The organism is Lysinibacillus sp. NPDC097214, from assembly GCF_050277945.1.
In the GTDB taxonomy this organism is placed as follows: Bacteria; Bacillota; Bacilli; order Bacillales_A; family Planococcaceae; genus Lysinibacillus; species Lysinibacillus xylanilyticus_B.
In genome coordinates this window covers 58,042-83,540 of the sequence record NZ_JBNNSS010000006.1, presented here as the reverse complement: position 1 = coordinate 83,540, position 25,499 = coordinate 58,042, and the positions used below count along the sequence as shown (strand labels likewise).

Here is a 25,499-nt window from a genome sequence, read left to right as displayed (position 1 = left end):
ATCACAAAAAGTTACGGATGACATTTGTTAAAACACATACCATATACATAAGTTGATCTTCGTTCCGACTGGGTGACTCCTTGGGGATTAGCAATAGAGGAACGAAGGCTAAAACCATCACATCCTGTGATAACGCCTTCGTGACCAACATCGGTGCTGTTGCTGTCGCTGCGCTTTCGCACAAACAAAACCCTCTGCTGCCGCTACGTTAGCACTACGCTTTCGCGCAGAAAACATCTGTTGGCCCAAGCGGCTCATCGGACGCCCCCAGGAAGCTTTGCTCTGTGCGAAAGCGAAGCGGCAGCAACAACAAATGTTTTCTGTAGCGAAAGCAAAGCGGCAGCTACAAAGCGCCTAGTCGGAACGGAAATCAACCACACGTTATGGTAACAATCTATTTATTTGGAAATGCAACCGATATTAGTAAATATACGTCTATATTGTACACGCAGAATCAACAATATTCTCGTTTAAAATTTTTAAATGAGAACAAAAACAATCGAACAGTGGATGTTTAAAATGCTCTGCGAATGGGCATATTATTAGTAGTTCATTAGACATCCCAAGAAGTAACTACTTTGAAGTTTGTGTGAAGAGAAAGAAAATTTCGTGTGAAATGGTCATTCTTTTTTTATTGGAACTATATTCAAACATCACAGAGTACTGTATAATGGTATGTATATTTACATTACATTAATTCTAATTTAACACACTAGTTTATAGATAATGATTAAAAGGAAAGGATGTGTCAGTATGATAGTAACTTTATTTACATCACCGAGTTGTACGTCTTGCCGAAAAGCTAAAGCATGGTTAGAGGAGCATGAAATCCCATATACAGAACGTAATATATTTTCTGAACCATTAAGCATTAGTGAAATTAAAGAAATTTTACGTATGACAGAAGATGGTACGGATGAAATCATTTCAACTCGATCAAAAATTTTCCAGAAATTAAATGTTGATGTTGAAAGCTTGCCATTGCAACGTTTATATGAATTAATTCAAGAGTATCCAGGTTTATTACGTCGTCCCATTATTTTAGATGAAAAACGTTTACAGGTCGGCTACAACGAAGATGAAATTCGCCGTTTCCTACCTCGAAAGGTTCGTGCTTATCAACTGCAAGAAGCACAGCGTATGGTGAACTAATTTCGCCGTATTCAGCATAGAATAAGTATTAGATGTTACATATGCAACAAGCATATTGTGACATCTATTTTTTTGTGTTTTATTTATGCAAAACCTTCTATATAAAGTATAATAAATAATAGGGAAAAGTCATATATATTCGGTAAAGTATGTTAAACTTGATTTTAGCTTAATAGTTTACTACAATTTCAATAATTCAAATATCTTCTGTGAAACGGTGTATATCCTTTTCATTTTATGACAGAACAGCATACAATATAATTAGAGACAACTGTGGACATTAATTTTTTGATTTCGGTTGCTCGATGGGTTTACTGTAGTGTGGTCAAAGGTTGAAAAACAAAAATGAAGTATGAGGTTAAAAACAATGAATAATAGCATACTAATGAAACAAAACTGTTTTTCGACAAATGACAGTGAAGGGAGATGAGGTCTAGTGGACATCGAACGTGTAAACGAAAATACACTCAAGCTCTTTATTACGTACAATGATATAGAGGATCGCGGCTATAGTCGTGAAGAAATTTGGTACAATCGAGCAAAGGGTGAACAACTTTTTTGGGATATGATTGATGAAGTAAACACGGAGGATTATTTTGATGTAGAAGGTCCAATTTGGATTCATATCAATGCTTCTGAAGTAGGCTTAGAGATCATTGTCACACGTGCACATATTTTAAAAGACGGTGAAACCTTAGATGGTTCTTCGCATTTTGATGAACACAAAGATATGTTTGCTCCATTCGAGGACGTTGGAGAGGATCTTCTTAGTCAACTAACTCAATTTGGTGACATTGATGAGTCAGAATTATTTATGGATACAGACATTTATGTTTATAAATTTAAAGATATTGATGAGTTAATCCCTGTAGCAAAACGCATAACAGATGAATTAGTGGATTCCTCATTATTTAAATATGAAGATTGGTACTACCTAGTAGTTGACTTCGTGAACGCAGAAGAAGAACTAAATCATCACGATAGAAATGCGGTTATCAAAGAATTTTTAATCCCATCGAATTTCACAATCCATCGTTTAGAGGAATATGGCGAAAAAATTATGGAATTTGATTGCTTTGAAACTGTACGAAAATATTTTATTTAAAGTAATGAGTACTTGATTCAGTGGCTTAGACTGTAGACAAACTTGGTGATTATCAAGTTGTTTACAGTCTTTTTATTTAAAAGTATTTATAGATATGGGAAGTACCGTTGTGCTTCACTACAACACTGGAAGTAGAAGATAGCAATTTTTAAATTTCAAGAAAAAGCCGCTCTTTATTTGTCGCTATAAAAAGGCTCCTTTACAATTAGTCAAAAAGGAGATGATTTTATGCTTATGGCCTATGACGAGCAGCAGCAGATTTTTCTCCCATACGAATATTCAAGGGAAGCTTTACAACGATATAGATTGCAGATGAAATTTTATTGTCCCCAATGCCAGCGGCCTGTCCAATTAAAGATAGGTCAATATAATATCCCCCATTTCGCTCATATTGCTACTAATAGCTGTGTACAGTTATTTGCAGAGGGTGAATCAAAACTTCATTTACAAGGAAAAGTCCAATTATTTGAATGGCTAAAAAAACTCGGGCATACAGTAAAGCTGGAGCCTTATTTACGAAAGCTTTCACAGCGGCCAGATATGCTTCTGATAAAAGAGCATAAGCAAATTGCCATTGAATTTCAATGTAGTACGATTTCTCATGAAAAGTGGCTATTGCGTACATCTGGATATGAGAAAAATGCTATACAGCCATTGTGGCTTTTTCAAACGCCTCAAAGACAAACTACACAAGGTATACAAAAGATTTCTATTTCTCCAATTATGCAAAAGGTGATAAATGCTACAGCACTAGGTTTGTCTTATTTAGTGACCTATGATGCAAACACATCGAGATTTATTTATTGGACGAATCTTCTTCATGTTCATGGGCATACTTTTATAGGTAAAGTACAGGAATTAACTATTCACAAGCAACATTTTCCTTTTTATGAGCCTAAGACAATTACGAAAGAGGAATTTCATCTTTATTGGCAGCTTTATAAAAAGTATTGTAAGCAATTCGTATATCAACGATTATTCCATAGTAAAAATGGGGTACAAGATTCATTTTTACGAAGTAGTTATGAGTTACGCTTTGCTTTAACGGGGATGCCTGATTACGTAGGTGTTCCGGTAAAAGGTGAAGAGGCGATACCGATGTTTTCTATAGAGTGGCAAACGATTTTCCTTCATTTTTGTCGCCGAGTACAATTAGAACCTCATGAACTAGACGAGAGACATATTCGATCGTTTTTAAGCCAACAAAATATAGAGGTTACAACCCAAGCTGTACAAGCTATTAAAAATTACGGAATGGTGCTGGCGAAAAGTTATGAAAAAGATAATGATTTTCCGGAAATTTGTGAGCAAGTGTACGCACATTTATTTGCAATTGCCGCAATATACTGAGAAAATATGAGAGTGTAGGAAAAACTCACATATAAAGGGGGCTGGCACATGGCTAGTAATCAAGTTTTAGTAAGAAATGAAGTTCCAGAAGAGTTAACTTGGCGCTTGGAGGATATATTTGCAACTGATGCCCTATGGGAAGAAGAGTATAAAGAAGTTGCGGAACTTGCAAAAAAAGCGCCTAGCTATGCGGGTACTGTAAAAAATGGAGCAGATGCATTAGTAGCAGTTCTAACTTATCACGATGAAATTTATGAACGTACAATGAAGCTTTACACGTATGCTCATATGCGCAATGACCAAGATACGACAAATAGTTTCTACCAAGATATGAATAGTCGTATTCAAACATTAGCGACTAGTATCTCAGCAGCCCTATCGTTCTTAACACCTGAGATTTTATCATTGAGTGAAGAAACAATAGAACGTTACTTAGCAGAAAACAAAGACTTACAATTGTATAAGCAATCTTTAAAAGAAATTACGATGGCACGTCCGCACGTATTACCAGCAGAGCAGGAAGCATTACTTGCACAAATGTCTGAGGTTACAGGCACGGCTTCAAATACATTTAGTATGTTAAACAACGCTGATATTGTCTTCCCTAAAGTGAAGAATGAAGAAGGGGAAGAAGTACAGCTAACTCACGGTAACTATATTAAGTTTTTAGAAAGTAAAGATCGCACGGTTCGTGAAAATGCTTTTAAAGCAATGTACGAAACTTACGGTAACTTTAAAAATACGTTTTCTGCTACATTAACGGGCAATGTGAAAAAGCATAATGTCAGTGCACGTCTTCGTAATTATGATTCTGCACGCCACGCAGCAATGTCTAACAACTTCATTCCAGAAAGTGTTTATGATCAATTAGTAGAAACAATCCATAAGCATTTACCAGCTATGCAGCGCTATATTTCATTACGTAAGAAGCTTTTAGGTGTAGACGAACTGCATATGTGGGATTTATTTGCCCCACTCGTTAAGGAAGTTGATATGAAAATCACTTACGACGAAGCGAAGGATATTTTAGTAAAAGCTTTAGCGCCACTAGGTGAGGAATATCAAGGCATTGTTCAAGGTGGACTTGATCATCGTTGGGTGGATGTCTTAGAAAACAAAGGGAAACGCAGTGGTGCGTACTCTTCGGGCGCCTATGGAACAAATCCATATATTTTAATGAACTGGCAAGACAATGTTAATAATTTGTTTACATTAGCTCATGAATTTGGACATAGTGTACACAGTTATTATTCACGTAAAAATCAGCCGTTTGTTTATGGCGATTATTCTATTTTTGTTGCTGAAGTAGCTTCAACATGTAATGAAGAGCTGTTAAATGATTATTTACTGAAAACAATTGAGGATCCACAACAGAAGATTTATTTATTAAATCATTGGCTAGACGGCTTCAGAAGTACTGTTTTCAGACAAACAATGTTTGCTGAATTTGAACACCTAATCCACCAAATGGATAAGAATGGCGAATCTTTAACAGCAGAGCGTCTAACAGAGGTTTATTATAATTTAAATAAACAATACTTCGGCGAGGATATTGTTGTAGATGAGGAAATCGGCTTAGAATGGGCTCGTATCCCACACTTCTACTATAATTACTATGTGTATCAATATGCTACAGGTAAATCAGCTGCAACAGCATTAAGTAAACAGATTTTAGAAGAGGGTACACCAGCTGTAGAACGTTATATTAATAACTTCTTAAAAGCAGGTTGCTCTGATTTCCCAATTGAGGTATTAAAGGCAGCAGGGGTTGATATGAACGTTGCAAAACCAATTGATGATGCATGTAAAGTATTTGAAGAACGTTTAAATGAGTTAGAAAAATTATTGTTGAATAATTAATTTGGAAGGCTGTAGGAATTTCCCTGCAGCCTTTTTCTATGATTAATTAAATAATAAAAATTTAAAGAATAATGATTTTTTTTGATTTCTAAATGTTTAAAAGTGCGTATCTTGAAAAAATACTGTTTGTAATCGCTTTCTATTTGACAAATTTGTGAATCTATCATCGGACTTATTGCTATATTTACTATTCCATGATAAATTGATTCATGTGAAATAAATCACAAAAACAAACATACACCCCTTTGTTTGAACGTGAACATTTCTCCCATCCCCTTTGTGAAAAAGAGGCGTCACTATCTGTCGAGGATAGTGGCGCTTCTTTTATTTTTTGAGAAGTATTCCGATAAATCGCAGAAACGTTCCGATAAATAAATAAAGTTGACATAATAATTTTTCAACAACAAGAACAGGGACACAACATTAAATGTGTTGTGTCCCTGTCTTTAGAATAATAGTATAATAGCATTATTTAATACGCCACAATGTAGCGTGGTCTGTCTGAATTCGTTCAATCTTTTGCTGTAGCATACGCTTCTTTAATTCACGTTCAGCATTTTGTTCTGTTGATGAGTAGATGAAAGCTACTTCATTTGTTGAAAGGGTATGGAATTTTGCAAATAACTCTTCCATTGTTGGTAATGGTTGTCGCACAAGCTGTTCATCCATCATCTCTTGTAAAATATGTTCATAAACTTCATAGGAATAGCTACCACTAACTTTAAGTCCCTCATCTTCAATACATTCATTGAAAAATACAATGCTAGGTACTTCATCAACTTCCATTTCACGTTTAATATATAAATCGCATTGGAAGGCACGCGCTGCTTCCTTTGAACCAAAGTCTGTGGAAAATTCATTCATGTCTAATTGAACATCTTCCGCAATTTTTAACAGCGTAGCATAAGAATTGACATCTTGTTGGTTTAGTAATACATATTCTTGTAGTTTCGACAAATAGCGTGCTCCTGCACGTTTGCCCTGTAACTCTGCTGCTTTAATGGCGATCGATGGTAAAACAGGGTGATTAATGTCGAGTTCAATACCTGATACACAACCCTTTACACGCTTACTCAAACAATTCAAAGAGGCAAGCTCTGTGCTTAGTACAAAGCGCCATGTAAAGTAATGATTGTACTCTAGTTGTAACTTACGAAGAACGGCTTGCATATTATAAGCTTCTGGACAAAGTGGATCTACGAAAATATACAATTCAATAGGCTTATTAGCAGTAGAAATCTCAGGAGTTGGCTCTTGTAGCATTTGAATATTATTCACGTAACAATTCCCCCTCATCGTCATTTGGTGTATTAATCATGTGATGAGCTGTTAATACTAAACGTTGATAATAAATTTCACGGAACTTACCTTCCATCCCAACTTCATCCATCGCTTCGGACATACATTCAAGCCAAGCTTGAGCACGATCAGGTGTAATCGGAAAATTCATATGACGTGCACGCATCATTGGATGGCCATGCTCCTCAGTAAAAAGATTTGGTCCACCTAAATACTGTGTCTGAAATTGAATTTGCTTGCGGGCTGTCTCTGTTAAATCTTTCGGAAAGATTGGAATAAGATCAGGATGCTGTGCAACTCTTCTATAGAACGCATGGATTAGCTCTGAAAGCTTTTCAGCCCCCAGCTCCTCATAAGGAACAGTGTATTTTCGACTCATAAGTTAAATGCCCCTTTAATTCTTTATATCGTAAAGTATATTTTTATACTTAGTCATTTTTTAAAATGTGAATTTCTTGTGACTACCTTCATTCTATCAACGTCTTTTCGTTAACACAAACAAACCGCTCTTCCGAAATGTTTTTCGCTAAAAAAGCACAAATTTCACCACGTGGGTGAAATTTGCTGAAAAAGACTGTATTAACAATGATTATGCGCTTAAACGGTGTAGTAATTCATCACTTTTTTGACATAATTCTGTGTTTCTTTGAAAGGAGGAACACCACCATACTTTGTAACGCGTGAAGCTCCTGCGTTATAAGCAGCTAATGCTAATGTAGGATCATTATCAAATTTATCTAGCATTTGGCGTATATATTTGGCTCCTGCCATAATATTTTGCTCTGGATCAAAGGCGTTTGTAACCCCTAAATGTTGCGCTGTTTGCGGCATTAATTGCATTAATCCTTGTGCTCCAGCATGACTAACCACATTTGCATTAAAATTAGACTCTTGCTTAATCACGGCAGCGATAAGTTTCTCAGGTACATTATATGTAGCGGCTGCCTTTTGAATAATCGAAGCGTACTGATTCGCACCTGCTAATGAATTGGCGTAGGCAGTTGAACCGATTACGTTATCCGAAACATAGGAGTCGAGTTTTGTACTAGTTGTACTAGATTGTGTGTTTGCTAATGCCGCTTGTACAGATGAAGGGATAAAGACGCTATTAGAACCACTATAAAGTAATGATTGATACGCATTCTTTTGCATGTTTTCAGATAACCCATTTAAACTACTAAACTGATTCATCAATGACGAAGCGCTTGAAACACCTCCGAGCAAACTAGATAATTTTGCATTGTTAGAAGTAGTTGAGTCGCCGAGCATTTCGCTAATCATGTCTGAAAACAGAGAATTGCTGTCTGTAAGATTGTTTGACGATGAATTTTCTGAAGATCCTAGTGTTTGTAATGCTTGAATGTCAAGTAAAGTTCTGAGTGATTGGATATCCAAGGAGTTGCCACCCTTTCTTGTTATACTAGCTAAGCTATTGGTATTGTTATTGTTTTTTATTCATTTGTAATGCTTTCATAAAACGCGCAATTTTTTTATCTGTGGCCCGTTTTTCAATACCATATTGCTGTAGAAATTCGTCGAAGATTGCATTTCCTTTTATTGCATCTTTTGATTCATATTCTACCTCATAATCATCGCACTGCAAATAGAAAGAATGATCGAATACTAGAAGGCCATCCTTATAAGGAATTTCGACACGATCTGTTGTCAGTGAACCGAATATCTCCAATTCTTCCAAAGGAATGTTAAAGAGAGCTAGTCTTTTTGCTACTTCTTGGGCATAGAAACCTTCACCAGCAAGCATTTTCTTAGCTTGCTCAGCAGTTATTTCGTCAGTCGTCTCTAAATGTGCATGCTCTGCATTTTTTTCTTTTAAAGTACATTCAAAATATTTGTCGATTTGTCTAATACGAAGCCCGCTTTGGAGTTTCCGAATAGCTTGAGAAGGTGTGTCGAAATAATGATTTGTTTGACGATGAATAGCATTTTCGGAAATGTTGAATTCTTGCAGTAAATGTTCGTATTGTTGTTTTGTTAAAAGATTTTTAAACTCTATTTCAAGTTGTTGTGCCATTATGTTCACCTTTTTATTTTAATTTTTTATGTGTGTTGATTAGGAGGAAATAGCATAGCGTGTGGTTGATTTCCGTTCCAGCTGGGCGCTTTCCTGGGGGCGTCCGATGAGCCGCTTCACTCGCGTTGCTCGTTGCAGGGTCTCATCTGTGACGCTGATCCCCAAGGAGTCGCCCAGCTTCCACTCCAATCAACTTATATGCATACATACGTTTTAGCAAAATATCATCCCAAAATTCTGATGATGGAAGAAATTTAGTATGGCTCATTACAATAGCAAGGGGGTGATTTCCGTTTCGCTAAGACCAACAAATGTTTTCTGTACGAAAGCGTAGCGGCAGCAACAGCATCGATGTTGGTCACGAAGGTGTTATCACAGGATGTAATGTTTTAGCCTTCGTTCCTCTATTGCTGATCCCAAAGGAGTCGCCCAGTCGGAACGGAAATCAGCTACACGCTATGATAAAAAGTTTCGTTCGTTATTTCATTGATTTAGTATTTACACACTGCAACTAATTACCCTCTATGCTAAAATAAGAAGAAGAGTACGACGAAAAGGGGAACCGCGTGTGCGTAAAATTTATACAATAGAAACATTAAATTTTGAAAATGAACAACTTCATTTTAGTTTAAACGACAATGAAGTAAATTTACAGTTAAAACCTGCTGCACAATTAATAGCAGATTCTGATGACTTTGCGTTTATTTATTTACTGGATGCAGGAGAGGATTATCATTACTTGCGTTTTCCGCCGAGTAGTTGGGATCAACTTGTACATATTTTACAAAAAAAGAAAAATCCAAAGCTACAACTAGGTGAAGAAGTTATTGAGCTTACAAATTTTTACGATGAATTGGAAATGCTCGTGTATAATATTGAAGGAAATTACAATTATGGGGCGGAATTTGTCCAAGCGGTGGAACAACACTTCAAGACAATTCTTGCTGAGTAAAAAGACAAAACGAACAGACGGTGTTGGTTTTGTTCGATACCGAATGTCGGGAGGTTTTTGTGATGGGACAATGGGAAATATTTTTAAGTCCTTATAAACAAGCAGTAGATGAGTTAAAAGTAAAATTAAAGGGTATGCGTTCGCAGTTTGGTATTGTTAATGCAAATTCACCAATTGAGTTTGTGACAGGACGTGTAAAGCCTTTAGCAAGTATATATGATAAAACATTAGAAAAAGGACTTTCCTTTGAACCTTCTAAACAGCTAGGTGACGAGCTAGGGGATATCGCAGGCTTACGTATTATGTGTCAGTTTGTAGATGATATTTCAACAGTTACGGAGCTTATACGGCAACGTAAAGATATGCGTGTAGTGGAAGAGCGTGACTATATTACACATAATAAGCCAAGTGGCTACCGCTCATATCATATGATTGTGGAGTATCCTGTAGAGACGATACAGGGGAAAAAAGTGGTATTAGCTGAAATTCAAATAAGAACACTAGCCATGAATTTCTGGGCATCTATTGAGCATTCTTTAAATTATAAATATAAAGGCATGTTCCCGGAGGAAATTAAAAATCGCCTTCAAAGTGCAGCAGAGGCCGCTTTCCGATTGGATGAGGAAATGTCGTCCATTCGTAGTGAGATACAAGAAGCGCAGGCCTATTTCAGTGAATATAAAGAAGCATCGAATCCTAATTTACTATCGGAGAAGGAGCGTGACTCAAAATGAAATTTTCCATTCAATCACGTAGAGATGCACAGTCGAACGAATTAATGGAGCTAGCTAGAACGTATTTGCAGGATTTTGGGTTAACTTATGATGAAGAGGCTCCTGAAATCGTAATCTCTATTGGAGGAGATGGCACTTTACTACATGCCTTTCATCGATATGCTCATTTGCTAGATCAGGTTGCCTTCGTAGGTATTCATACGGGACATTTAGGATTTTATGCGGATTGGAAGCCATCTGAATTAGAAAAGCTTGTTTTATCCATTGCCAAAAAGGAATTTAACGTTGTGGAGTATCCACTACTAGAGGTAAAGGTGGAGCATCATAATGCAGAATCCAATACGTATTTAGCGCTAAATGAAGCAACTGTGAAATCACCTGATGTCACACTTGTTATGGATGTGGAGTTAAATGGTAATCAGTTTGAACGTTTCCGTGGAGACGGTCTTTGTGTATCAACGCCTTCTGGTAGTACAGCTTATAATAAAGCACTCGGTGGAGCAATTATTCATCCGACTTTAGCGGCACTCCAAATTACTGAGATAGCATCTATCAATAACCGTGTCTTCCGTACAGTTGGTTCACCACTCATTTTACCAGCACACCATCACTGTGTTTTACGTCCAGTAAATGAACAAAACTTTAATATGACAGTCGATCATTTACAAGTCACACAAGGTGATGTGAAGTCGATTGCATTTAATGTAGCAAATGAAAGAGTGCGTTTTGCACGTTTCCGTCCATTCCCGTTCTGGGAACGAGTACATGAATCATTCGTGGCCAATGAGTAAAATGGATACAAGGTTTACACTGCATTTTATAGCGGAAAAGGAAGGTCAACTACTCAGGGAGGCCTTAGCTGAATGGCGCGTCTCCAAGCGAGCTTTAACGGCTATTAAATTTGATGGAGGCTTTCTGACAGTAAATGATGTCGAACGCAATGTTCGACATCCTCTTCACGTTGGAGATCGAGTTGAAGTTACATTCCCTCCAGAAGAAAAAAGTGAAGGGCTCGCTGTTGAACACGGTGAACTTTCTATTATTTACGAAGATGAAGCAATTTTAGTGCTTAATAAGCCAGCACATCAAAGTACGATTCCTTCGCGTGAGCATCCAACACATAGTGTAGCGAATCTAGTATGTGGTCATTTTCAGCAGCAAGGTCTAGCATCAACGGCTCATATCGTCACGAGACTTGATCGTGATACTTCTGGCTTGCTATGCATTGCCAAACATGCTCATATTCATCATTTAACAGGACTTGCACAGCGCAGCGGAGAGATTTCTCGACAATATGAAGCAGTTGTACATGGACATGTGGCACAAGATGTACAATCTATCATAGCTCCTATTGGACGCAAGGAGACGAGTATTATTGAGCGAGAGGTGCGTGAAGACGGTCAATTTGCGCATACAGACGTGACCATTTTAAGGCACTTTTATTTACAGGGTGAACCGATGACACATATACAACTAAAGTTGCACACTGGGCGAACACACCAAATTCGTGTGCATATGGCCCATGTAGGACATCCACTTGTTGGAGATGAGCTTTACGGTGGAAGTCGTGATCATATAAATAGACAAGCCTTACATTGTGTATCCTTAAAGATGCTTCATCCTTTGACAGGTGAGAAGTTACAATTTACAAGTAACGTAAACGAAGATATGCAGTTATTATTGAATGACTCCTTAGTTTGAAGTTTATTCCTTCAAAATCTATAACGGAAGACTATCTAAACAGTCATTAGTTCACAAAGCGTGAAAACTATTACTGAATCATGTTATATATTTAAGGAGATGTTCGCACAAACGGGCATCTCTTTATCATTTTATAAGTTTTCTTAAAAACATCGTAACAGAACAGAAAGCGATTGTAGGGTATAGTAGAGTAGAGGATTTTTTAGGTATATTACCATAACGTGTGGTTGATTTCCGTTCCGACTGGGCGCTTTGTTGCTGCCGCTTCGCTTTCGCACAGAGCAAAGCTTCCTGGGGGCGTCGGGGCAACAGGTGTTTTTTGTGCGAAAGCGCAGTGCAACGTAGCGGCAGCGACAGGATGTTGGTCACGAAGGCGTTATCACAGGACGTTGGTCACGAAGGCGTTATCACAGGACGTGATGCTTTTAGCCTTCGTTCCCCTCCCGCTTCGCTGCAGGGTCTCGGGCCAACAGATGTCTTTTGCGCGAAAGCGTGAGTGCAACGTAGCGGCAGCAGCACGATGTTGGTCACGAAGGCGTTATCACAGGATGTGATGGTTTTAGCCTTCGTTCCTCTGACGCTGATCCCCAAGGAGTCGCCCAGTCGCCACTTCAATCAACTATTTATGCCATACGGTTAATAAATGTCATCTCCAACTTTTGGTGAGGAGCTAGTTTTTATTCAGTAAAGGTGAAAAATGGAAACTTTTATCTATAGATTTTTCCAATTAGGTTACGGAGATGTTGTAGGTTACTATGTAGTAAAAAAAGGGTTTGCAGAAAAGGTATCTTACCCTCTATTATATAAAAGGTAGATTTACGGAATTGCCCGTATCAATGATTTATTGCTCGGAAGGAGGGGACAAGCATGATAGAGGAAAGAAATGAAAAGGATGACGTGCAATTCGACGAGGCACGTTTGCGAGAAATGCTCGAAGCACATGATATTAACGCATTCCGCGATGAGTTTTTAGAGCTTCATCCATATGATCAGGCAACGTTTTATGAGAAGGTGGAGCCTGATATACGAAAGATCATCTATTCGTTCTTGTCTCCTACGGAAATGGCTGATATTTTTGAGGCAATCGAAATAGATGATGATGAATACACAGCGTATCTGGCTGAGATGGAACCGTCATATGGTGCAGAAATGCTTTCTCATATGTATGCAGATGATGCAGCAGACGTTTTAAATGAATTGGATACGAAACAACGTGAAAGCTATTTAGGCATGATGGATGAGGAGACAGCTGAAGAGATTAATGAGCTATTAAGCTATGACGAAGGTACAGCTGGTTCTATCATGACGACTGAATATGTAGCGATACCAGAAAATTCTACTGTTCGTTCAGCAATGGCGATTTTACGGAAAGAAGCACCAGATGCTGAAACCATTTATTATATTTTTGTCGTGGATGAATCACATCTATTAACAGGTGTTATTTCGCTTCGTGATTTAATTATTGCTGATGAAGATACCCGTATACGTTCGATTATGAATGAACGTGTTGTGATGGTGCACGCAGGGGATGACCAAGAAGAGGTTGCCCAAATTATGAAGGACTATAACTTCTTAGCGACACCAGTTATTGACGATAAGGGTGAATTGCTAGGGATTATTACAGTCGACGATATTATCGACGTTATTGATGAGGAAGCATCGGAGGATTACTCTAAATTAGCGGGTATTTCCGATATGGATAAATTTGATACAACCTCGTTCCAAGCGGCTAAAAAACGTTTACCATGGCTTGTCATATTATTATTTTTAGGGATGTTGACAGCAAATTTGATGGGACAGTTTGAAGCAACGTTAGAACAGGTTGCGTTACTCGCGGTGTTTATCCCTCTTATTTCAGGTACTTCTGGAAATAGTGGAACACAGGCACTAGCGGTAGCTATTCGAGGAATTGCGACAGGAGATGTCGAAGAACATAGTAAGCTAAAATTACTCCTACGTGAAGCAGGCACGGGCTTAATGTCTGGAATTGTTTGTGGACTGATTGTGATCGGCATCGTCTATATTTGGAAACAAGAGCTTATTCTTGGAATGCTGGTAGGAGCGGCGCTTTGTGGTTCAATTTTAGTAGCAACGCTTGCAGGTTCTTTTATTCCACTGCTGATGCATCGCCTGAAAATTGATCCAGCCGTTGCATCAGGACCATTTATTACAACATTAAATGATATTACAAGTATTTTAATTTACTTAGGTTTGGCGACAACATTCATAAGCAAAATAGGCTGAGAACCAATTTTCTTCCTTTCGCATATTGTATGAAAAAAGGGAAGTGAGTAATGTGGGTCAAGAGCCACGCTTGTTTATAAAGTCACCATCATATTTTTTAAATATTTCTAAGGTGCTACATGAACTTGATTTGGATGAAAGTACGTCAGTGTATAGTAAGGACGGCTATTTCGATGAACAAACGATTGAAGAAAAAGAAGAAGTGGTTGAAGAAGTACAAATAGATCCGTATTTACTAAAGCAACTTCAATTTTTAGAAAAGCCGTTTCGACAAAAAGCCTATCAACCATTAGTCATAAGTTTAAAGGATGGTAGGAATTTACGAGGTAGTGCATCAAATGTACAGACGGATTCATTGATGCTTACTTCGTTTGAATTAAAGACACAAGAGATTATCTATTTTGAGGACATAGAACAAGTATTATGGCGGGGTAAACAATTACCTACTTTATGAAAAAAGTGTACAGCAGAGGATGCTGTACACTTTTTTTTATGTGTAGTGTGTCAAAGGAGAAACTATTATTCACAAATCCCTAAGTCAACATCAGCAATACATTGTACAGCACAGAAGCATGATAAATCTACAGTGATACAGCTCTCAGTTGAATTCCAATCATCTACTTTACATATTTTTTTCATGTTGACACAGCAGCCATCTCGACTTAATAGATCGACTGTACTTTCACTGGAGTCAAATGAACATAAAGGCTCTAAAACACGCAAGGTAGCGCAGCACTCATCAAACATATCTTCTACACGGAAAAATACTGATGTACATATACATGGATCTGCTGTTGGAGAACTGAAAAATGCTTTAAAAGGAGTACCGTCTTTTGTAATTAACATAAATACTCGTGTATCTGCATGAGAGCGTGCTGGACTTACAATGCCTCCTAGTGGTTCTAGGAAACAGTTAGCTGTACATGGTTGACATTCTTCTCTCACCGCTTGATTCTGAATGTCTAAAATAGCGCGTACTACGTCACAAACGCAGCCTGCTGAATGGATTGGTCCAATAGGATTTGTTGGCTTGCCACAACCCATATTGTCACCTCCTTTCCTTGTTACTACTTCTACAATATGTATTTATGAAAAATGGACTCGGGCCTTTGTATATATAGTCAAATGAATAGTTTTTTTATGTATGGAGAAACTTTAAAGAAAAGGAGGGTAAAACTTGAAGCTATTAGGAATGATGTTACCTCTATTAGTCAGTTTATCGCTTTTAAGTGGCTGCGGTGAAAAAGAAAAATTTATTGTCTACGGTTCACCGGAAAATGAAAAAGAAGTTGAAGCCATTTTAAAAGAGCAGAAATATGTAGACAAAACAACGGTTATCCAATACGACAATAGTATGCTTGTAGCAGTTCAAATTAAACCATGGGATAAGTGGAAAAAGGCTAAATTAGAGAAAAAGTTGCAAAAGAAATTTGATGAAAAATATCCAAACAAAGACGTTTTTGTCTCAGCTGATTATAAAATATTTTATGAAGCCAATAAAATAAAAAGGGATCAAGTTGAAGATAATAAATTGAAAGAAAAAATAAATAAATTAAAAAAGCTGGCGAAGGAGGAAACATAGTGGAAAAAGAACAATACCAACAATTAGAACAAAATGTCACGCCGAAACCGCCCTATTTTAAAAATGTTGCAAAGGCATTTTTAGTTGGTGGCCTTATTTGTACAATCGGACAGGCCGTTTCTCTTTTTTATATCATTTTCTTTGATTTTACCGAAGCGACAGCCGGAAATCCAACAGTTTCAACAATGATATTTTTCGCCATGATTTTAACGGGCTTTGGCTTATATAAAAAAATTGGTCAATTTGCTGGAGCTGGATCAGCAGTGCCTGTTACAGGGTTTGGTAATGCTGTTATTTCTGCTGCCATTGAGCATAGATCTGAAGGATTAGTACTTGGTGTTGGTGGGAATTTATTCAAACTAGCTGGGTCAGTTGTATTATTTGGTGTTGTCTCCGCCTTTTTTGTTGCACTTATTAAATACATTCTTGTAACGATAGGAGTGGTTTCATGGTAATTGTCTTTCAATCGAAGCCATCCTTACTAGCAGCAGGTGTAGTAGCAGGTCCACTAGAGAAACGCAGTATATTTAGTCAACATTTTGATGCGACTTATGATGATGAACGTTGGCAAATGAAAACAAATGAACAAGGTCATCGCAAAATGGTTGAAGAGGCCTGTGAATTTGCGATGAAAAAAGCGGGCGTGAAAAATACGGACATTGATTACTTTATGGGCGGCGATTTAGTGAATCAAATGACACCGACCAATTTTGCGGCCAGAGACTTAGACATTCCTTTTATCGGATTGTTCTCTGCATGTGCCACCTCTATATCTTCAGTAATCGTTGCGAGCCTTTTAACCGAAATAGGTGCCGCCAATTTTTCGCTCGCTGGTGCATCTAGTCAACACAATGCGGTTGAGCGACAATTTCGTTATCCAATCAATTATGGCTCGCAAAAGCCCCAAACTGCTCAATGGACTGTAACGGCTGCTGGTTATGCTCTTATTGGTAAGCATCATGAGGAATACCCTTCTATTGAAGCAGCAACTGTTGGAAAATCAGTTGATTATGGTATGGATGACCCCTTTCACATGGGTGCAGCGATGGCACCAGCCGCTTTTCAGACGATTCAATCACATTTAGAGCAGCGTAATCAAAAAATTTACCACTATGATTTAATTTTAACGGGTGATTTAGGTCAACTTGGCTTAAAACTTTTAAAAGGCATGTTTGTTGAAAGTGGCATAAAGAGTGAGGAGTTAAAACCTTTACGTGATGCAGGTGCCGAGTTTTATGGACAGGATGAGACATTCCAATCCGGTGCAAGTGGTGCAGGTTGTTCAGCAGCTGTTTTTTTTAGTTATGTGATCCAACAGATGCGAGCAGGTACGTATAAACGAGTTCTTCTTGTGGCGACAGGAGCATTACTGTCTCCGCTTACTTTTCAACAGGGCGAGACGATTCCATGTACAGCACATGCGATTGAAATTACAATGAAATGAGGTAAAAGCTATGGTTATGACATTTGTGTTTGCATTTTTTGTAGGAGGCATTATTTGCGCCATAGGTCAATTATTAATGGATTTTGGAAAATTAACACCTGGGCATACATTGAGTACTCTAGTCGTGTTTGGTGCAATTCTAGACGGAATGGGCTTGTATGAACCTTTAATTAATTTTGCGGGTGCTGGTGCAACAGTTCCTATTACGTCCTTTGGGAATTCTTTAACGCATGGTGCGCTTGCTGAGGCAGAAAGGCATGGGCTTGTAGGCGTGTTGACTGGAATGTTTGAAGTAACAAGCTCAGGAATCAGTGCTGCCATTATCTTTGCCTTTATTGGAGCATTAATATTTAAACCAAAAGGAAATATTGACTAGACGAATACCCCACCCATTTTTACAACGAAAACATATTATAGGTTGTAGAAGGGAGGGGTATTTTTATGGGATATCAAGGCTGGGGCGCTCATTCGTATGGAGGGCATGCTGATGGTTGTTACGGAGGAGATTACGGCGGTTATTATGGCGGCGGATATTACGGCTATGGACATGGTCATAGTTCAACTTTTGTTCTAATCGTTGTTCTATTCATTCTTCTAATCATTGTTGGTGCTACGATCATCTAACTTCTTTCAGCAGAAGTCTTCTACCTCTATAGGTGGTGTGATGAATGCGGATTTAAGCTACTTTTCAGCGGATATCCAAATACCTGCTGAAAGAAGTTAAGCCTCCGGCGGGTGTCATGGAATCGGAAAGGAGCACTTAGGGGATGTTAGCCTAAAATCATCGCATCCATGCGATAACGGCTAACTGACCTGCATCGGTAAAAACGCCACGTCCTGTGGCATTACCGAAATGACCGACATCGTGTCGGCCCTCGTGCAGGCCTAGGCACAAAGCCGATTCCAGACGCAATTATGCCGAGGCATAATTGATTTTGAATGTGATAGTCGATAAGAGGCTTTAGCTTTTCTTCAGAGTGCACCATTTTCTGAATAAAGTTTAAAGCCTTCACTAATTTGTAAATGTTTTCATAAATTAATAATGGAAATAAATTTAAATTTTAACTAGATAGGAGGGGGAACATGAATCGCGGATTTTTTAATTCAATTGAACAAAAAACTGGGGTATCGATGGATGAAATCTTCGCATTAGCAAATGCAATTCAACATGCTGATTTTACAAATGAAAAACAAGTAAGAAAAATCGTACGACGCGTAAGTAAGGTGTCCAATAGACAAATTACGCAAGAGCTTGAAGATAAGTTAGTCCAATCTATTATCCAAGATGGCGCTTCACTAGATTTCGATAAAATTACTAAAATGATGAAATAACATGATATGTTTAAAAGGTTGGTTAAATGATAAATCAACCTTTAAAGCTTTGTAGAAAAATAAAAAAGGTGTTACGAGATGCTGTAGCATTTTCGTAACACCGATTTGAGCTGAAAGAAGTTAAATCGTTTTTTCCATAGCACGATGTGGGATACCAGCATCCATAAATTCTGGAGATGTTACCACATAGCCAAGCTTTTCATAAAAAGGAATAGCATAGCTTTGTGCGTTGAGTTTTAGCTTTTTCTTGTTCATTGAAATGGCGTACTTTTCCATTTCCTTCATAATTAAAGCACCTAGTTTTTTGCCTCGCTGATCTTGTAAAATACAGACACGTTCAATTTTTGCAGCATCGTCCAGGATATTGCGTAAACGTGCAGCACCTACAGGGTCATTGTCTTCGTACATAATAAAATGCGTTGCGGATGCATCCTCAGCATCACATTCTAAATGCAGCGGCACACCTTGCTCTTCAACAAAAACCTGTTTGCGAACTGCAAACGCATCTTCATGCTCTTTTGCTGTTTCCACAATCTTAACGTTGTACAAGGATTACTCATCTCCTGACAATCGGAAGGTTTCATATGTTGTCCACGAGCCATCTTCCAATTGGTATAAAAGATGAATACGATCAATTGTATCTTTTTCATCAACACCTGTCATACGTAATTGCCCAAAGATGTCATCATGCTCAGAGTCTGTCATTTTTTGAGCAATCGTGATATGTGGTACAAATACGTGTTTTGACTCACCAAAAGGTACTTTTTCTTCTAGAGCTTGGTGAAATGCTGTTAATTGTTCAGTTTGTTCAATGCGGAAATAAATCGCATTTGTTATTGGGAAAAATGAACTTATGCGTAATGCATGGATGTTTAAAGGTGCATATTTGGCACCAAGTTCATCTAATTGCTTTATAATAGATTGAATATCCTCTTCCGTCGCATCGAAGCTGTCCTTTAATGTTAGATGCGGAGTAATTTTCGCATAATGAGGATCGTAACGTTTGCGATACGTATTCGCTAAATCTTGCAATTTTTTTGATGGAAATGCCACAATACCGTACTTCATAGGCCATTACCTCCCGAGGGTAAACAATTTTTTATTTAAGTATAACAGAAATTTCCGATTTCGTAATTTGATTCGTCTATATTAATTGAAATTTTCAATTAATGCACGACGTAAATCAGGTTTCCAATATTTCCATGTATGATTGCCATTAAATTCTTCATAGAATATAGAAAATCCTTTGTTTAACATGAGATTATGCAGCTGACGATTTGGTGTTAAAAAATCTTTAATGGATTTATCCATTGTGACAACTTTATCTTCTTCTTTTCCAACAATATGGTAAATGGAGATTGCGCCTGGATCTTTAAAATTTTCTACAGCTTGCAAAACATTTTCATCAACATATGGTGATTGTAAAATTACCTTACCAAAAATACTTGGATATTTTAATGCGGCCATTAAGGAAGCGGTTGCAGCCATCGAGTCACCAATGACCCCACGACTCATGCCCATTTGATAGGTTGCATATTCAGCGTCTAAATAGGGCACAAGCTCATGTGCTAAAAAACGAAGATATGCTTCATGTTGCTCTCCACTTGGAATATATTTATGACGTCGATCCTTAATGTCCTTATAAGGAACGAATGCAATGATTAAATTTTCGATTTCATAGTCATCGATAAGTTCATCAGCCAGTTTTGTAATTCCTCCAAGCTGGAAATAATCTTTGCCGTCTGATGCAATTAAAATATTATATTTATATAGTGGGGAATAATTTGCAGGAACATAAATATAGAGCAGTAATTCCTCCTGTAATGCTTCACTATAGAACTTTAAATCTTGTACAGTTCCCTTATCCAATGATGACACTCCTTCTCATGTTTGTAACGAAATTGTACCATATAGCTAAAGTAAAGGTATAATAGGTTGGGCTAGCACTATTCTAGCAATCAAATCGAAGTGAGGGATAGTTATGCATGATAAAAGAACTCGCATACACTCTGATGAAGTAGCGAAGGCGGCCCAAGCTGCACTCATTCGTCGTGGTGTATCGCTAGAGGATATTGCTAAAATCGTTTATGAAATGCAAAAATCCTATAATGAAGGTTTAACATTAGACCACTGTGTTCATTCTGTCGAGCGTGTATTACGTAAGCGTGAAGTTCAACATGCTTTATTAGTAGGGATTGAATTAGATGAACTTGCAGAGAAAAAGTTATTATCGGCACCGTTACAGCAAATTATAGAATCCGATGAAGGTTTATTTGGTGTGGATGAAACAATCGCACTTGGATCTGTTTTTACATACGGTAGCATAGCGGTAACAACTTTTGGTCACTTAGATAAGCAAAAAATCGGTATTATTAAGAAGTTAGATACAGAACCTGGACATCATGTAAATACGTTTTTAGATGATTTAGTTGGCAGTATCGCTGCTTCTGCTGCATCACGTATTGCCCATCGTATGCGTGATTTGGAAGAAGAGGGCGAGACATTTGCAGATATTGAGCCAGAAGATCTAGGACCAAAACCAAAATCCCACAATGAGATTTAACTTCTTTCAGCAGGTGTCTAAACACCAGCTGAAATAGGGGAAATCAGTCTAAGAACGCCACGTCCTGTGGCAACGACTAAGTGATCAACATCACGTTGGCCCAAAGCCTCCGGCGGATGTCACGGAATCGGAAAGGAGTGCAATATAGGATGTTAGCCTAAAATCATCGCATCCATGCGATAACGGCTAACTGACCTGCATCGGTAAAAACGCCACGTCCTGTGGCATTACCGAAATGACCGACATCGTGTCGGCCCTCGTGCAGGCCTAAGCACAAAGCCGATTCCGGACACAATTATGCCGAGGCATAATTGATCAGAGTATTAATAAAGAAAACAGAGCCTTCTCCAATAATATGAGGAGGCTCTTTTTTACGTTGCAAATAAAATCCGACTTTTGGGCAAAGCGAGGGGTTGATTTCCGTTCCGACTGGGCGCTTTCCTGGGGCGTCCGATGAGCCGCTTCACTCGCGTTGCTCGCTCCAGGGTCTCGGGCCAACAGATGTCTTTTGCGCGAAAGCGTGAGTGCAACGTAGCGGCAGCAGCACGATGTTGGTCACTAAGGCGTTATCACAGGATGTGATGCTCTTAGCCTTCGCTCCTCTATTGCTGATCCCCAAGGAGTCGCCCAGTCTTCACTCCAATCAACCACTTCACTCAGTATGTACTTTATGACACGTCTCACAATTTTAAAGTGATGAGTGATAAAACGGAATTTCCAAGACAACATTCAGAAAAATTTCTTGGCCATTTTTTTAACACTATGAACAGAGCCCCCTCAATAATATGAGGAGGCTCTGCTTCTTTAGGATGTCTATGAATTGTTTTGTATACCAATAATTAATCGTTATAGGCTTTTAAATATTCTTGTACCTTTTTACTGTCTGCTTCAAGCTTTAACCCTGTATTAATTAATGGTGAAACAGTAGATACAGCAGGTTTTTTATTGCCTTGATAGTAGCTAATAAATTCATTTTGATTAATAGAATAAAGAATTGCTTTACGTAAGTCTACTGAATCTGATACAGTGCGACCAGATGTATTCATTAGTAGATAGGATACTGCATTACTATCAGCAGTATTTAACGTTAGTTTAGTATCAGATTTTACAATGTCTAGTTTTGTTTCTGGTACTGACTGGAGAACATGAATCTCACCATTACGTAATGCTGATAATGCACTATCGTTATCAGCGATAAAACGAACATTAATTTTTGCGATCTTCGGTTCATATTGACTACCTACACGGTAGGCAGGATTTTTCACAAATTGTGCGTCATAATCATTTTTCTTTATAAGAATGTAAGGGCCACTAGCATAAAGATGGTTGTTGTATGTTGCTGTGCCTTCTGTTACTGTAGCTTGATCACCATAGGCGATATCTTTGTCTGGATCATAGCTTGCTACATCATATGTGTTAATGCTTGTTACTTGTTTTTCAGATACGATACCACCAGATTGGTGTGCTAAATAATTTAACACTTGTGGGAATGGTGTTGGTGTTGTAATTTTAATAACTTGGTATGCTCCCGCTGTATTATTTACAGTCCCTTTGTCTTTTGCTAATTGCGTTACAGAAGCAGGGAGGTTTTGAGATAATGCATCTAATACAGACTGATTAGAGCCCGCAACTTTTTTCTTTTGTAATTCAGCTAAATCAGAAACGATTTCGACTGTTTCAATATTTTCATGAAGACTATATGTGCGATGGTCTGGAACTGACTTTGGATTTTTTGCACGATTTAATGAGAATACAACGTCTTCTGCTGAAACCAATTCACCTGTATCAACGGCAGCACCATCTTTTACGGCAGCGAAGTTAAGATCATCACGTAAAATGAAATAATACTCTTTGTTACCTTCAGCAATAGCATGATTATAAGATAATGAACCATCAGAAACGACTTCATCTGTATCTGTTAAGTTTACAAGTCGTACATACATATTCGTATTTAATGTATTAATAGAACCGTCATTCCCTTTAATAGGATCAAGAGATGTTAACGAATCTATTGTTTGATGTAAAATCAACGGTTCAGTTGCATTTTTGGATGAATCATTGAATTCAATATTTTCCCATACTTGCGCACGGGATTTTGGTAGATGTACAGTTTTTGGGTTTACTAACTCAGAGTAAATGCCTTGATATTTATTTGAAATATATAACGGCGCAATATAAGCTTGATCGAATACTAAAAGCTGTTCTAATTCTTTATATTTTGCAGCGGCTTCGTCACCTGTCAATGTACTCGCTTCCTCGATGAGAGCATCTAAACTTGAATCAGATACAATACTATAGTCACCGCCTGTTTTAAATAAACCACGAACAGCATAATCAGGGTTTCCTGTTACTGTTGTCCAGCTAGAAAGCGCTAAATCATAATTGCCAGCATCTTTTTGTGCTGAAAACGAACCATAATCAGGTTGAATATTTAGTTTAACTTCAAAGCCATTTTTAACTAGTTGATCACGAACAATATTCATATCTTCCTCAGAAGCAGCCATTCCTAATACTTCAATTGTTTTTTTATCTTTCCCTTTTGAATCTTTACTACCTTCTACTTCTGTTTTTGTCTGTACACAGCCTGCTAATGCTAATACGGCAATGAATAAGAATACAAGTAATCTTTTCATGTAAGAACCTCCATTATTAATTTGATTTTGGATCTAAAGCATCTCGTAACCCATCTCCTAAGAAGTTAAAGGAGAGTACGAGAAGCATAATACAAAGACCTGGGAATATAGCGACATAGGAATGTGTTTCCAGGTACGTACTACCGACTTTTAGAATATTGCCCCATTCAGGAATGTGTGGCTCAATGCCAAGCCCTAAAAAACTTAAACTACTTGTTGAAATCACAGCACCACCAATGGTTAATGTTGCTTTGACAATCATCGGTGCTAACGAGTTAGGGACAATATGTTTAAAAATGATTGCAGCATCAGATGCTCCTAGTGCTCTGGCTGATTCCACGAATTCGAAATTAGAGAGCTGCATGACATTAGCGCGCATAGTACGAGCATAAGTTGGAATTGCTCCAACACTTAGTGCGATGATTAAATTCATAGTATTGGCACCAAACGCTGCGATAATGGCAATAGCTAGTAGAATTCCAGGGATGGCATATAAAATATCAAGACTTCGCATGATCATGTTGTCAGTCGCTTTCCCGTAATAACCGGATAATGCTCCAAGGGCCCCGCCGATTAATGCAGGTATAATTGTTGAGAAAAGTCCGACAATAAGCGATATTTGTGCACCGAAAACAATGCGAGAAAACAAATCACGCCCATAATTATCGGTACCTAGTGGATATTCTAACGAAGGTGTTTGTAATAATGCCCCATAGTTATTTTCTATAGCGAAGTCATAGTCAAATGTCCAAGAGCTTGTTACGGACAAAGAAAACATAAACACTATGAAAAATAATCCGAAGACGGCCATCGTATTGCGTAAAATCTTTTCCCAAATTCTTTGCCATTTTTCAATTGTAGATGGATTTGCCTTTCGAGCTTTTTGAATAAGGCTATACCCTAGCAATGTTGCAAATAGATTGCCAGTCAAAGAGGCAATAAGCAGTATAATACCAGGTAACAGCATCCATTTTGGCGCAGCCTCGGAAGTCACAAATTTTGTACATAGCATTAACATCACGATATAAAAGATTGCAAGGAGTAAGAAAAGACCCATTGCAAGTAAAAACGTATCTGTGACGTACGATTTAAATAAGTTCAGTGTTGAAATACCGATAATAAAAAGCTGAGTGATCAATGCATAAGCAGCAAAAATATATTCAACGGTCTTACTTTTTGAAATAAGTAAAAAAGCAAAAGATGTAGCAAAAATATTGCCTGAAACGATTGTTAATAACAGTGGATAACCAAGTAATCGAGTGCTTTTTTGTATGTCACTAAGGCTTGCTAAATCCTGTTTAATTCGTAAAGTCAGGAAACCAATATAAGCTGTAGTAATTGCATAAATGACAAAAAAGATTAAGACGATTGGTCGCCAGCTTTGAGTAGAAAAATTATAGCTATAAGCTAGAAACAATAAAGAGAATAGCAAGGAAAAGACAAATGTAAAATGTGAATTGACATATTCCTGTGTAATCTTCAAAAGTAGTTTGACATGTAAGCTGTTTTTCACGGG

The 25,499-nt window shown here is 37.8% G+C and carries 27 protein-coding genes; 17 read left to right on the top strand and 10 right to left on the bottom strand.

Annotated features, from left to right (window positions below; translation table 11 throughout):
- Positions 1 to 756 precede the first annotated feature (756 nt).
- The 4 genes from spxA to pepF all read left to right on the top strand — a co-directional run bounded on the left by spxA (position 757) and on the right by pepF (position 5,467).
- Positions 757 to 1,152 (top strand): transcriptional regulator SpxA, encoded by a 396-nt coding sequence (gene spxA / locus ACQKMI_RS15130; RefSeq protein WP_024362527.1) that lies wholly within the window; start codon positions 757 to 759, stop codon positions 1,150 to 1,152.
- 436 nt (positions 1,153 to 1,588) lie between these two features.
- Positions 1,589 to 2,257, top strand: coding sequence for an adaptor protein MecA (gene mecA / locus ACQKMI_RS15125; protein ID WP_427490237.1), 669 nt, complete (start codon positions 1,589 to 1,591; stop codon positions 2,255 to 2,257).
- Positions 2,258 to 2,485: 228 nt separating this feature from the next.
- Positions 2,486 to 3,607 carry a competence protein CoiA gene (locus tag ACQKMI_RS15120; RefSeq protein ID WP_427490235.1) on the top strand — a complete coding sequence of 374 codons (1,122 nt, stop codon included), beginning with the start codon at positions 2,486 to 2,488 and terminating at the stop codon, positions 3,605 to 3,607.
- Positions 3,608 to 3,655: 48 nt separating this feature from the next.
- Complete coding sequence (gene pepF, locus ACQKMI_RS15115) at positions 3,656 to 5,467, top strand: oligoendopeptidase F (RefSeq protein ID WP_427490233.1); 1,812 nt, start codon at positions 3,656 to 3,658, stop codon at positions 5,465 to 5,467.
- Between the two features lie 468 nt (positions 5,468 to 5,935).
- Here pepF and ACQKMI_RS15110 read toward each other — a convergent pair whose 3' ends face one another.
- The 4 genes from ACQKMI_RS15110 to ACQKMI_RS15095 form a co-directional block, all read right to left on the bottom strand.
- Positions 5,936 to 6,745, bottom strand: coding sequence for a DsbA family protein (locus ACQKMI_RS15110; RefSeq protein WP_427490231.1), 810 nt, complete (start codon positions 6,743 to 6,745; stop codon positions 5,936 to 5,938).
- Positions 6,738 to 7,145, bottom strand: a complete 408-nt coding sequence (locus ACQKMI_RS15105; protein ID WP_427413582.1) for a globin — start codon at positions 7,143 to 7,145, stop codon at positions 6,738 to 6,740. The genes ACQKMI_RS15110 and ACQKMI_RS15105 overlap by 8 nt, the downstream gene beginning before the upstream one ends.
- 218 nt (positions 7,146 to 7,363) lie before the next feature.
- Entirely contained in the window at positions 7,364 to 8,161 is a 798-nt protein-coding gene (locus ACQKMI_RS15100) for a lytic transglycosylase domain-containing protein (RefSeq protein WP_427490230.1), read from the bottom strand.
- Positions 8,162 to 8,207: 46 nt separating this feature from the next.
- On the bottom strand, positions 8,208 to 8,798 hold the full coding sequence (locus ACQKMI_RS15095; protein WP_427490228.1) for a CYTH domain-containing protein: 591 nt from the start codon (positions 8,796 to 8,798) through the stop codon (positions 8,208 to 8,210).
- 568 nt (positions 8,799 to 9,366) lie between these two features.
- Here ACQKMI_RS15095 and ACQKMI_RS15090 point away from each other — a divergent pair.
- The 6 genes from ACQKMI_RS15090 (at position 9,367) to ACQKMI_RS15065 (ending at position 14,883) form a co-directional block, all read left to right on the top strand.
- Positions 9,367 to 9,750 (top strand): hypothetical protein, encoded by a 384-nt coding sequence (locus ACQKMI_RS15090; RefSeq protein WP_323645474.1) that lies wholly within the window; start codon positions 9,367 to 9,369, stop codon positions 9,748 to 9,750.
- Between the two features lie 62 nt (positions 9,751 to 9,812).
- Positions 9,813 to 10,484: a GTP pyrophosphokinase gene (locus tag ACQKMI_RS15085; protein ID WP_049668156.1), complete on the top strand. Its 672-nt coding sequence runs from the start codon at positions 9,813 to 9,815 to the stop codon at positions 10,482 to 10,484.
- The gene (locus tag ACQKMI_RS15080) at positions 10,481 to 11,275 is read left to right on the top strand and encodes an NAD kinase (RefSeq protein WP_323645473.1); all 795 of its coding nucleotides are present in this window, start codon (positions 10,481 to 10,483) and stop codon (positions 11,273 to 11,275) included. Before ACQKMI_RS15085 ends, ACQKMI_RS15080 begins: the two co-directional genes overlap by 4 nt.
- 1 nt (position 11,276) lies before the next feature.
- Positions 11,277 to 12,185, top strand: a complete 909-nt coding sequence (locus tag ACQKMI_RS15075; RefSeq protein WP_427490610.1) for an RluA family pseudouridine synthase — start codon at positions 11,277 to 11,279, stop codon at positions 12,183 to 12,185.
- Between the two features lie 867 nt (positions 12,186 to 13,052).
- Positions 13,053 to 14,429 carry a magnesium transporter gene (mgtE, locus tag ACQKMI_RS15070; protein ID WP_427490226.1) on the top strand — a complete coding sequence of 459 codons (1,377 nt, stop codon included), beginning with the start codon at positions 13,053 to 13,055 and terminating at the stop codon, positions 14,427 to 14,429.
- A 52-nt stretch (positions 14,430 to 14,481) separates the two neighbouring features.
- Entirely contained in the window at positions 14,482 to 14,883 is a 402-nt protein-coding gene (locus ACQKMI_RS15065; RefSeq protein WP_427490224.1) for a hypothetical protein, read from the top strand.
- Between the two features lie 65 nt (positions 14,884 to 14,948).
- Here ACQKMI_RS15065 and ACQKMI_RS15060 read toward each other — a convergent pair whose 3' ends face one another.
- Positions 14,949 to 15,473: a CotY/CotZ family spore coat protein gene (locus ACQKMI_RS15060; RefSeq protein ID WP_079559573.1), complete on the bottom strand. Its 525-nt coding sequence runs from the start codon at positions 15,471 to 15,473 to the stop codon at positions 14,949 to 14,951.
- 133 nt (positions 15,474 to 15,606) lie between these two features.
- Between ACQKMI_RS15060 and ACQKMI_RS15055 the strand changes: the two genes are divergently transcribed.
- From ACQKMI_RS15055 to ACQKMI_RS15030, 6 genes are all read left to right on the top strand, one after another.
- Entirely contained in the window at positions 15,607 to 16,011 is a 405-nt protein-coding gene (locus tag ACQKMI_RS15055) for a YhcN/YlaJ family sporulation lipoprotein (RefSeq protein ID WP_323645470.1), read from the top strand.
- Positions 16,011 to 16,466 carry a stage V sporulation protein AC gene (spoVAC, locus tag ACQKMI_RS15050; RefSeq protein WP_427413589.1) on the top strand — a complete coding sequence of 152 codons (456 nt, stop codon included), beginning with the start codon at positions 16,011 to 16,013 and terminating at the stop codon, positions 16,464 to 16,466. Before ACQKMI_RS15055 ends, spoVAC begins: the two co-directional genes overlap by 1 nt.
- Positions 16,460 to 17,455, top strand: coding sequence for a stage V sporulation protein AD (locus ACQKMI_RS15045; RefSeq protein WP_427413590.1), 996 nt, complete (start codon positions 16,460 to 16,462; stop codon positions 17,453 to 17,455). Before spoVAC ends, ACQKMI_RS15045 begins: the two co-directional genes overlap by 7 nt.
- A gap of 16 nt (positions 17,456 to 17,471) precedes the next feature.
- A complete protein-coding gene (gene spoVAE, locus ACQKMI_RS15040) occupies positions 17,472 to 17,831 on the top strand; it encodes a stage V sporulation protein AE (protein WP_427490608.1) in 360 nt (119 codons plus the stop codon).
- 65 nt (positions 17,832 to 17,896) lie between these two features.
- The gene (locus ACQKMI_RS15035; protein ID WP_419150354.1) at positions 17,897 to 18,079 is read left to right on the top strand and encodes a YjcZ family sporulation protein; all 183 of its coding nucleotides are present in this window, start codon (positions 17,897 to 17,899) and stop codon (positions 18,077 to 18,079) included.
- A gap of 459 nt (positions 18,080 to 18,538) precedes the next feature.
- Complete coding sequence (locus ACQKMI_RS15030; RefSeq protein ID WP_376071433.1) at positions 18,539 to 18,787, top strand: stage VI sporulation protein F; 249 nt, start codon at positions 18,539 to 18,541, stop codon at positions 18,785 to 18,787.
- Between the two features lie 120 nt (positions 18,788 to 18,907).
- On the opposite strand, the gene ACQKMI_RS15025 is transcribed toward ACQKMI_RS15030, so the two are convergent.
- The 3 genes from ACQKMI_RS15025 to ACQKMI_RS15015 all read right to left on the bottom strand — a co-directional run bounded on the left by ACQKMI_RS15025 (position 18,908) and on the right by ACQKMI_RS15015 (position 20,656).
- Positions 18,908 to 19,336: a GNAT family N-acetyltransferase gene (locus ACQKMI_RS15025; protein WP_427490221.1), complete on the bottom strand. Its 429-nt coding sequence runs from the start codon at positions 19,334 to 19,336 to the stop codon at positions 18,908 to 18,910.
- 3 nt (positions 19,337 to 19,339) lie between these two features.
- The gene (locus ACQKMI_RS15020; protein WP_323645466.1) at positions 19,340 to 19,855 is read right to left on the bottom strand and encodes a YjcG family protein; all 516 of its coding nucleotides are present in this window, start codon (positions 19,853 to 19,855) and stop codon (positions 19,340 to 19,342) included.
- A gap of 81 nt (positions 19,856 to 19,936) precedes the next feature.
- Complete coding sequence (locus ACQKMI_RS15015; protein ID WP_323645465.1) at positions 19,937 to 20,656, bottom strand: alpha/beta hydrolase; 720 nt, start codon at positions 20,654 to 20,656, stop codon at positions 19,937 to 19,939.
- 112 nt (positions 20,657 to 20,768) lie between these two features.
- Here ACQKMI_RS15015 and ACQKMI_RS15010 point away from each other — a divergent pair, with 112 nt between their 5' ends.
- A complete protein-coding gene (locus ACQKMI_RS15010; RefSeq protein WP_323645464.1) occupies positions 20,769 to 21,350 on the top strand; it encodes a phosphatidylglycerophosphatase A in 582 nt (193 codons plus the stop codon).
- An 839-nt stretch (positions 21,351 to 22,189) separates the two neighbouring features.
- On the opposite strand, the gene ACQKMI_RS15005 is transcribed toward ACQKMI_RS15010, so the two are convergent.
- Both ACQKMI_RS15005 and ACQKMI_RS15000 read right to left on the bottom strand, forming a co-directional pair.
- Positions 22,190 to 23,983 (bottom strand): ABC transporter substrate-binding protein, encoded by a 1,794-nt coding sequence (locus tag ACQKMI_RS15005; RefSeq protein WP_427490218.1) that lies wholly within the window; start codon positions 23,981 to 23,983, stop codon positions 22,190 to 22,192.
- 16 nt (positions 23,984 to 23,999) lie between these two features.
- Complete coding sequence (locus ACQKMI_RS15000) at positions 24,000 to 25,496, bottom strand: ABC transporter permease (RefSeq protein WP_427490216.1); 1,497 nt, start codon at positions 25,494 to 25,496, stop codon at positions 24,000 to 24,002.
- Positions 25,497 to 25,499 lie beyond the last annotated feature (3 nt).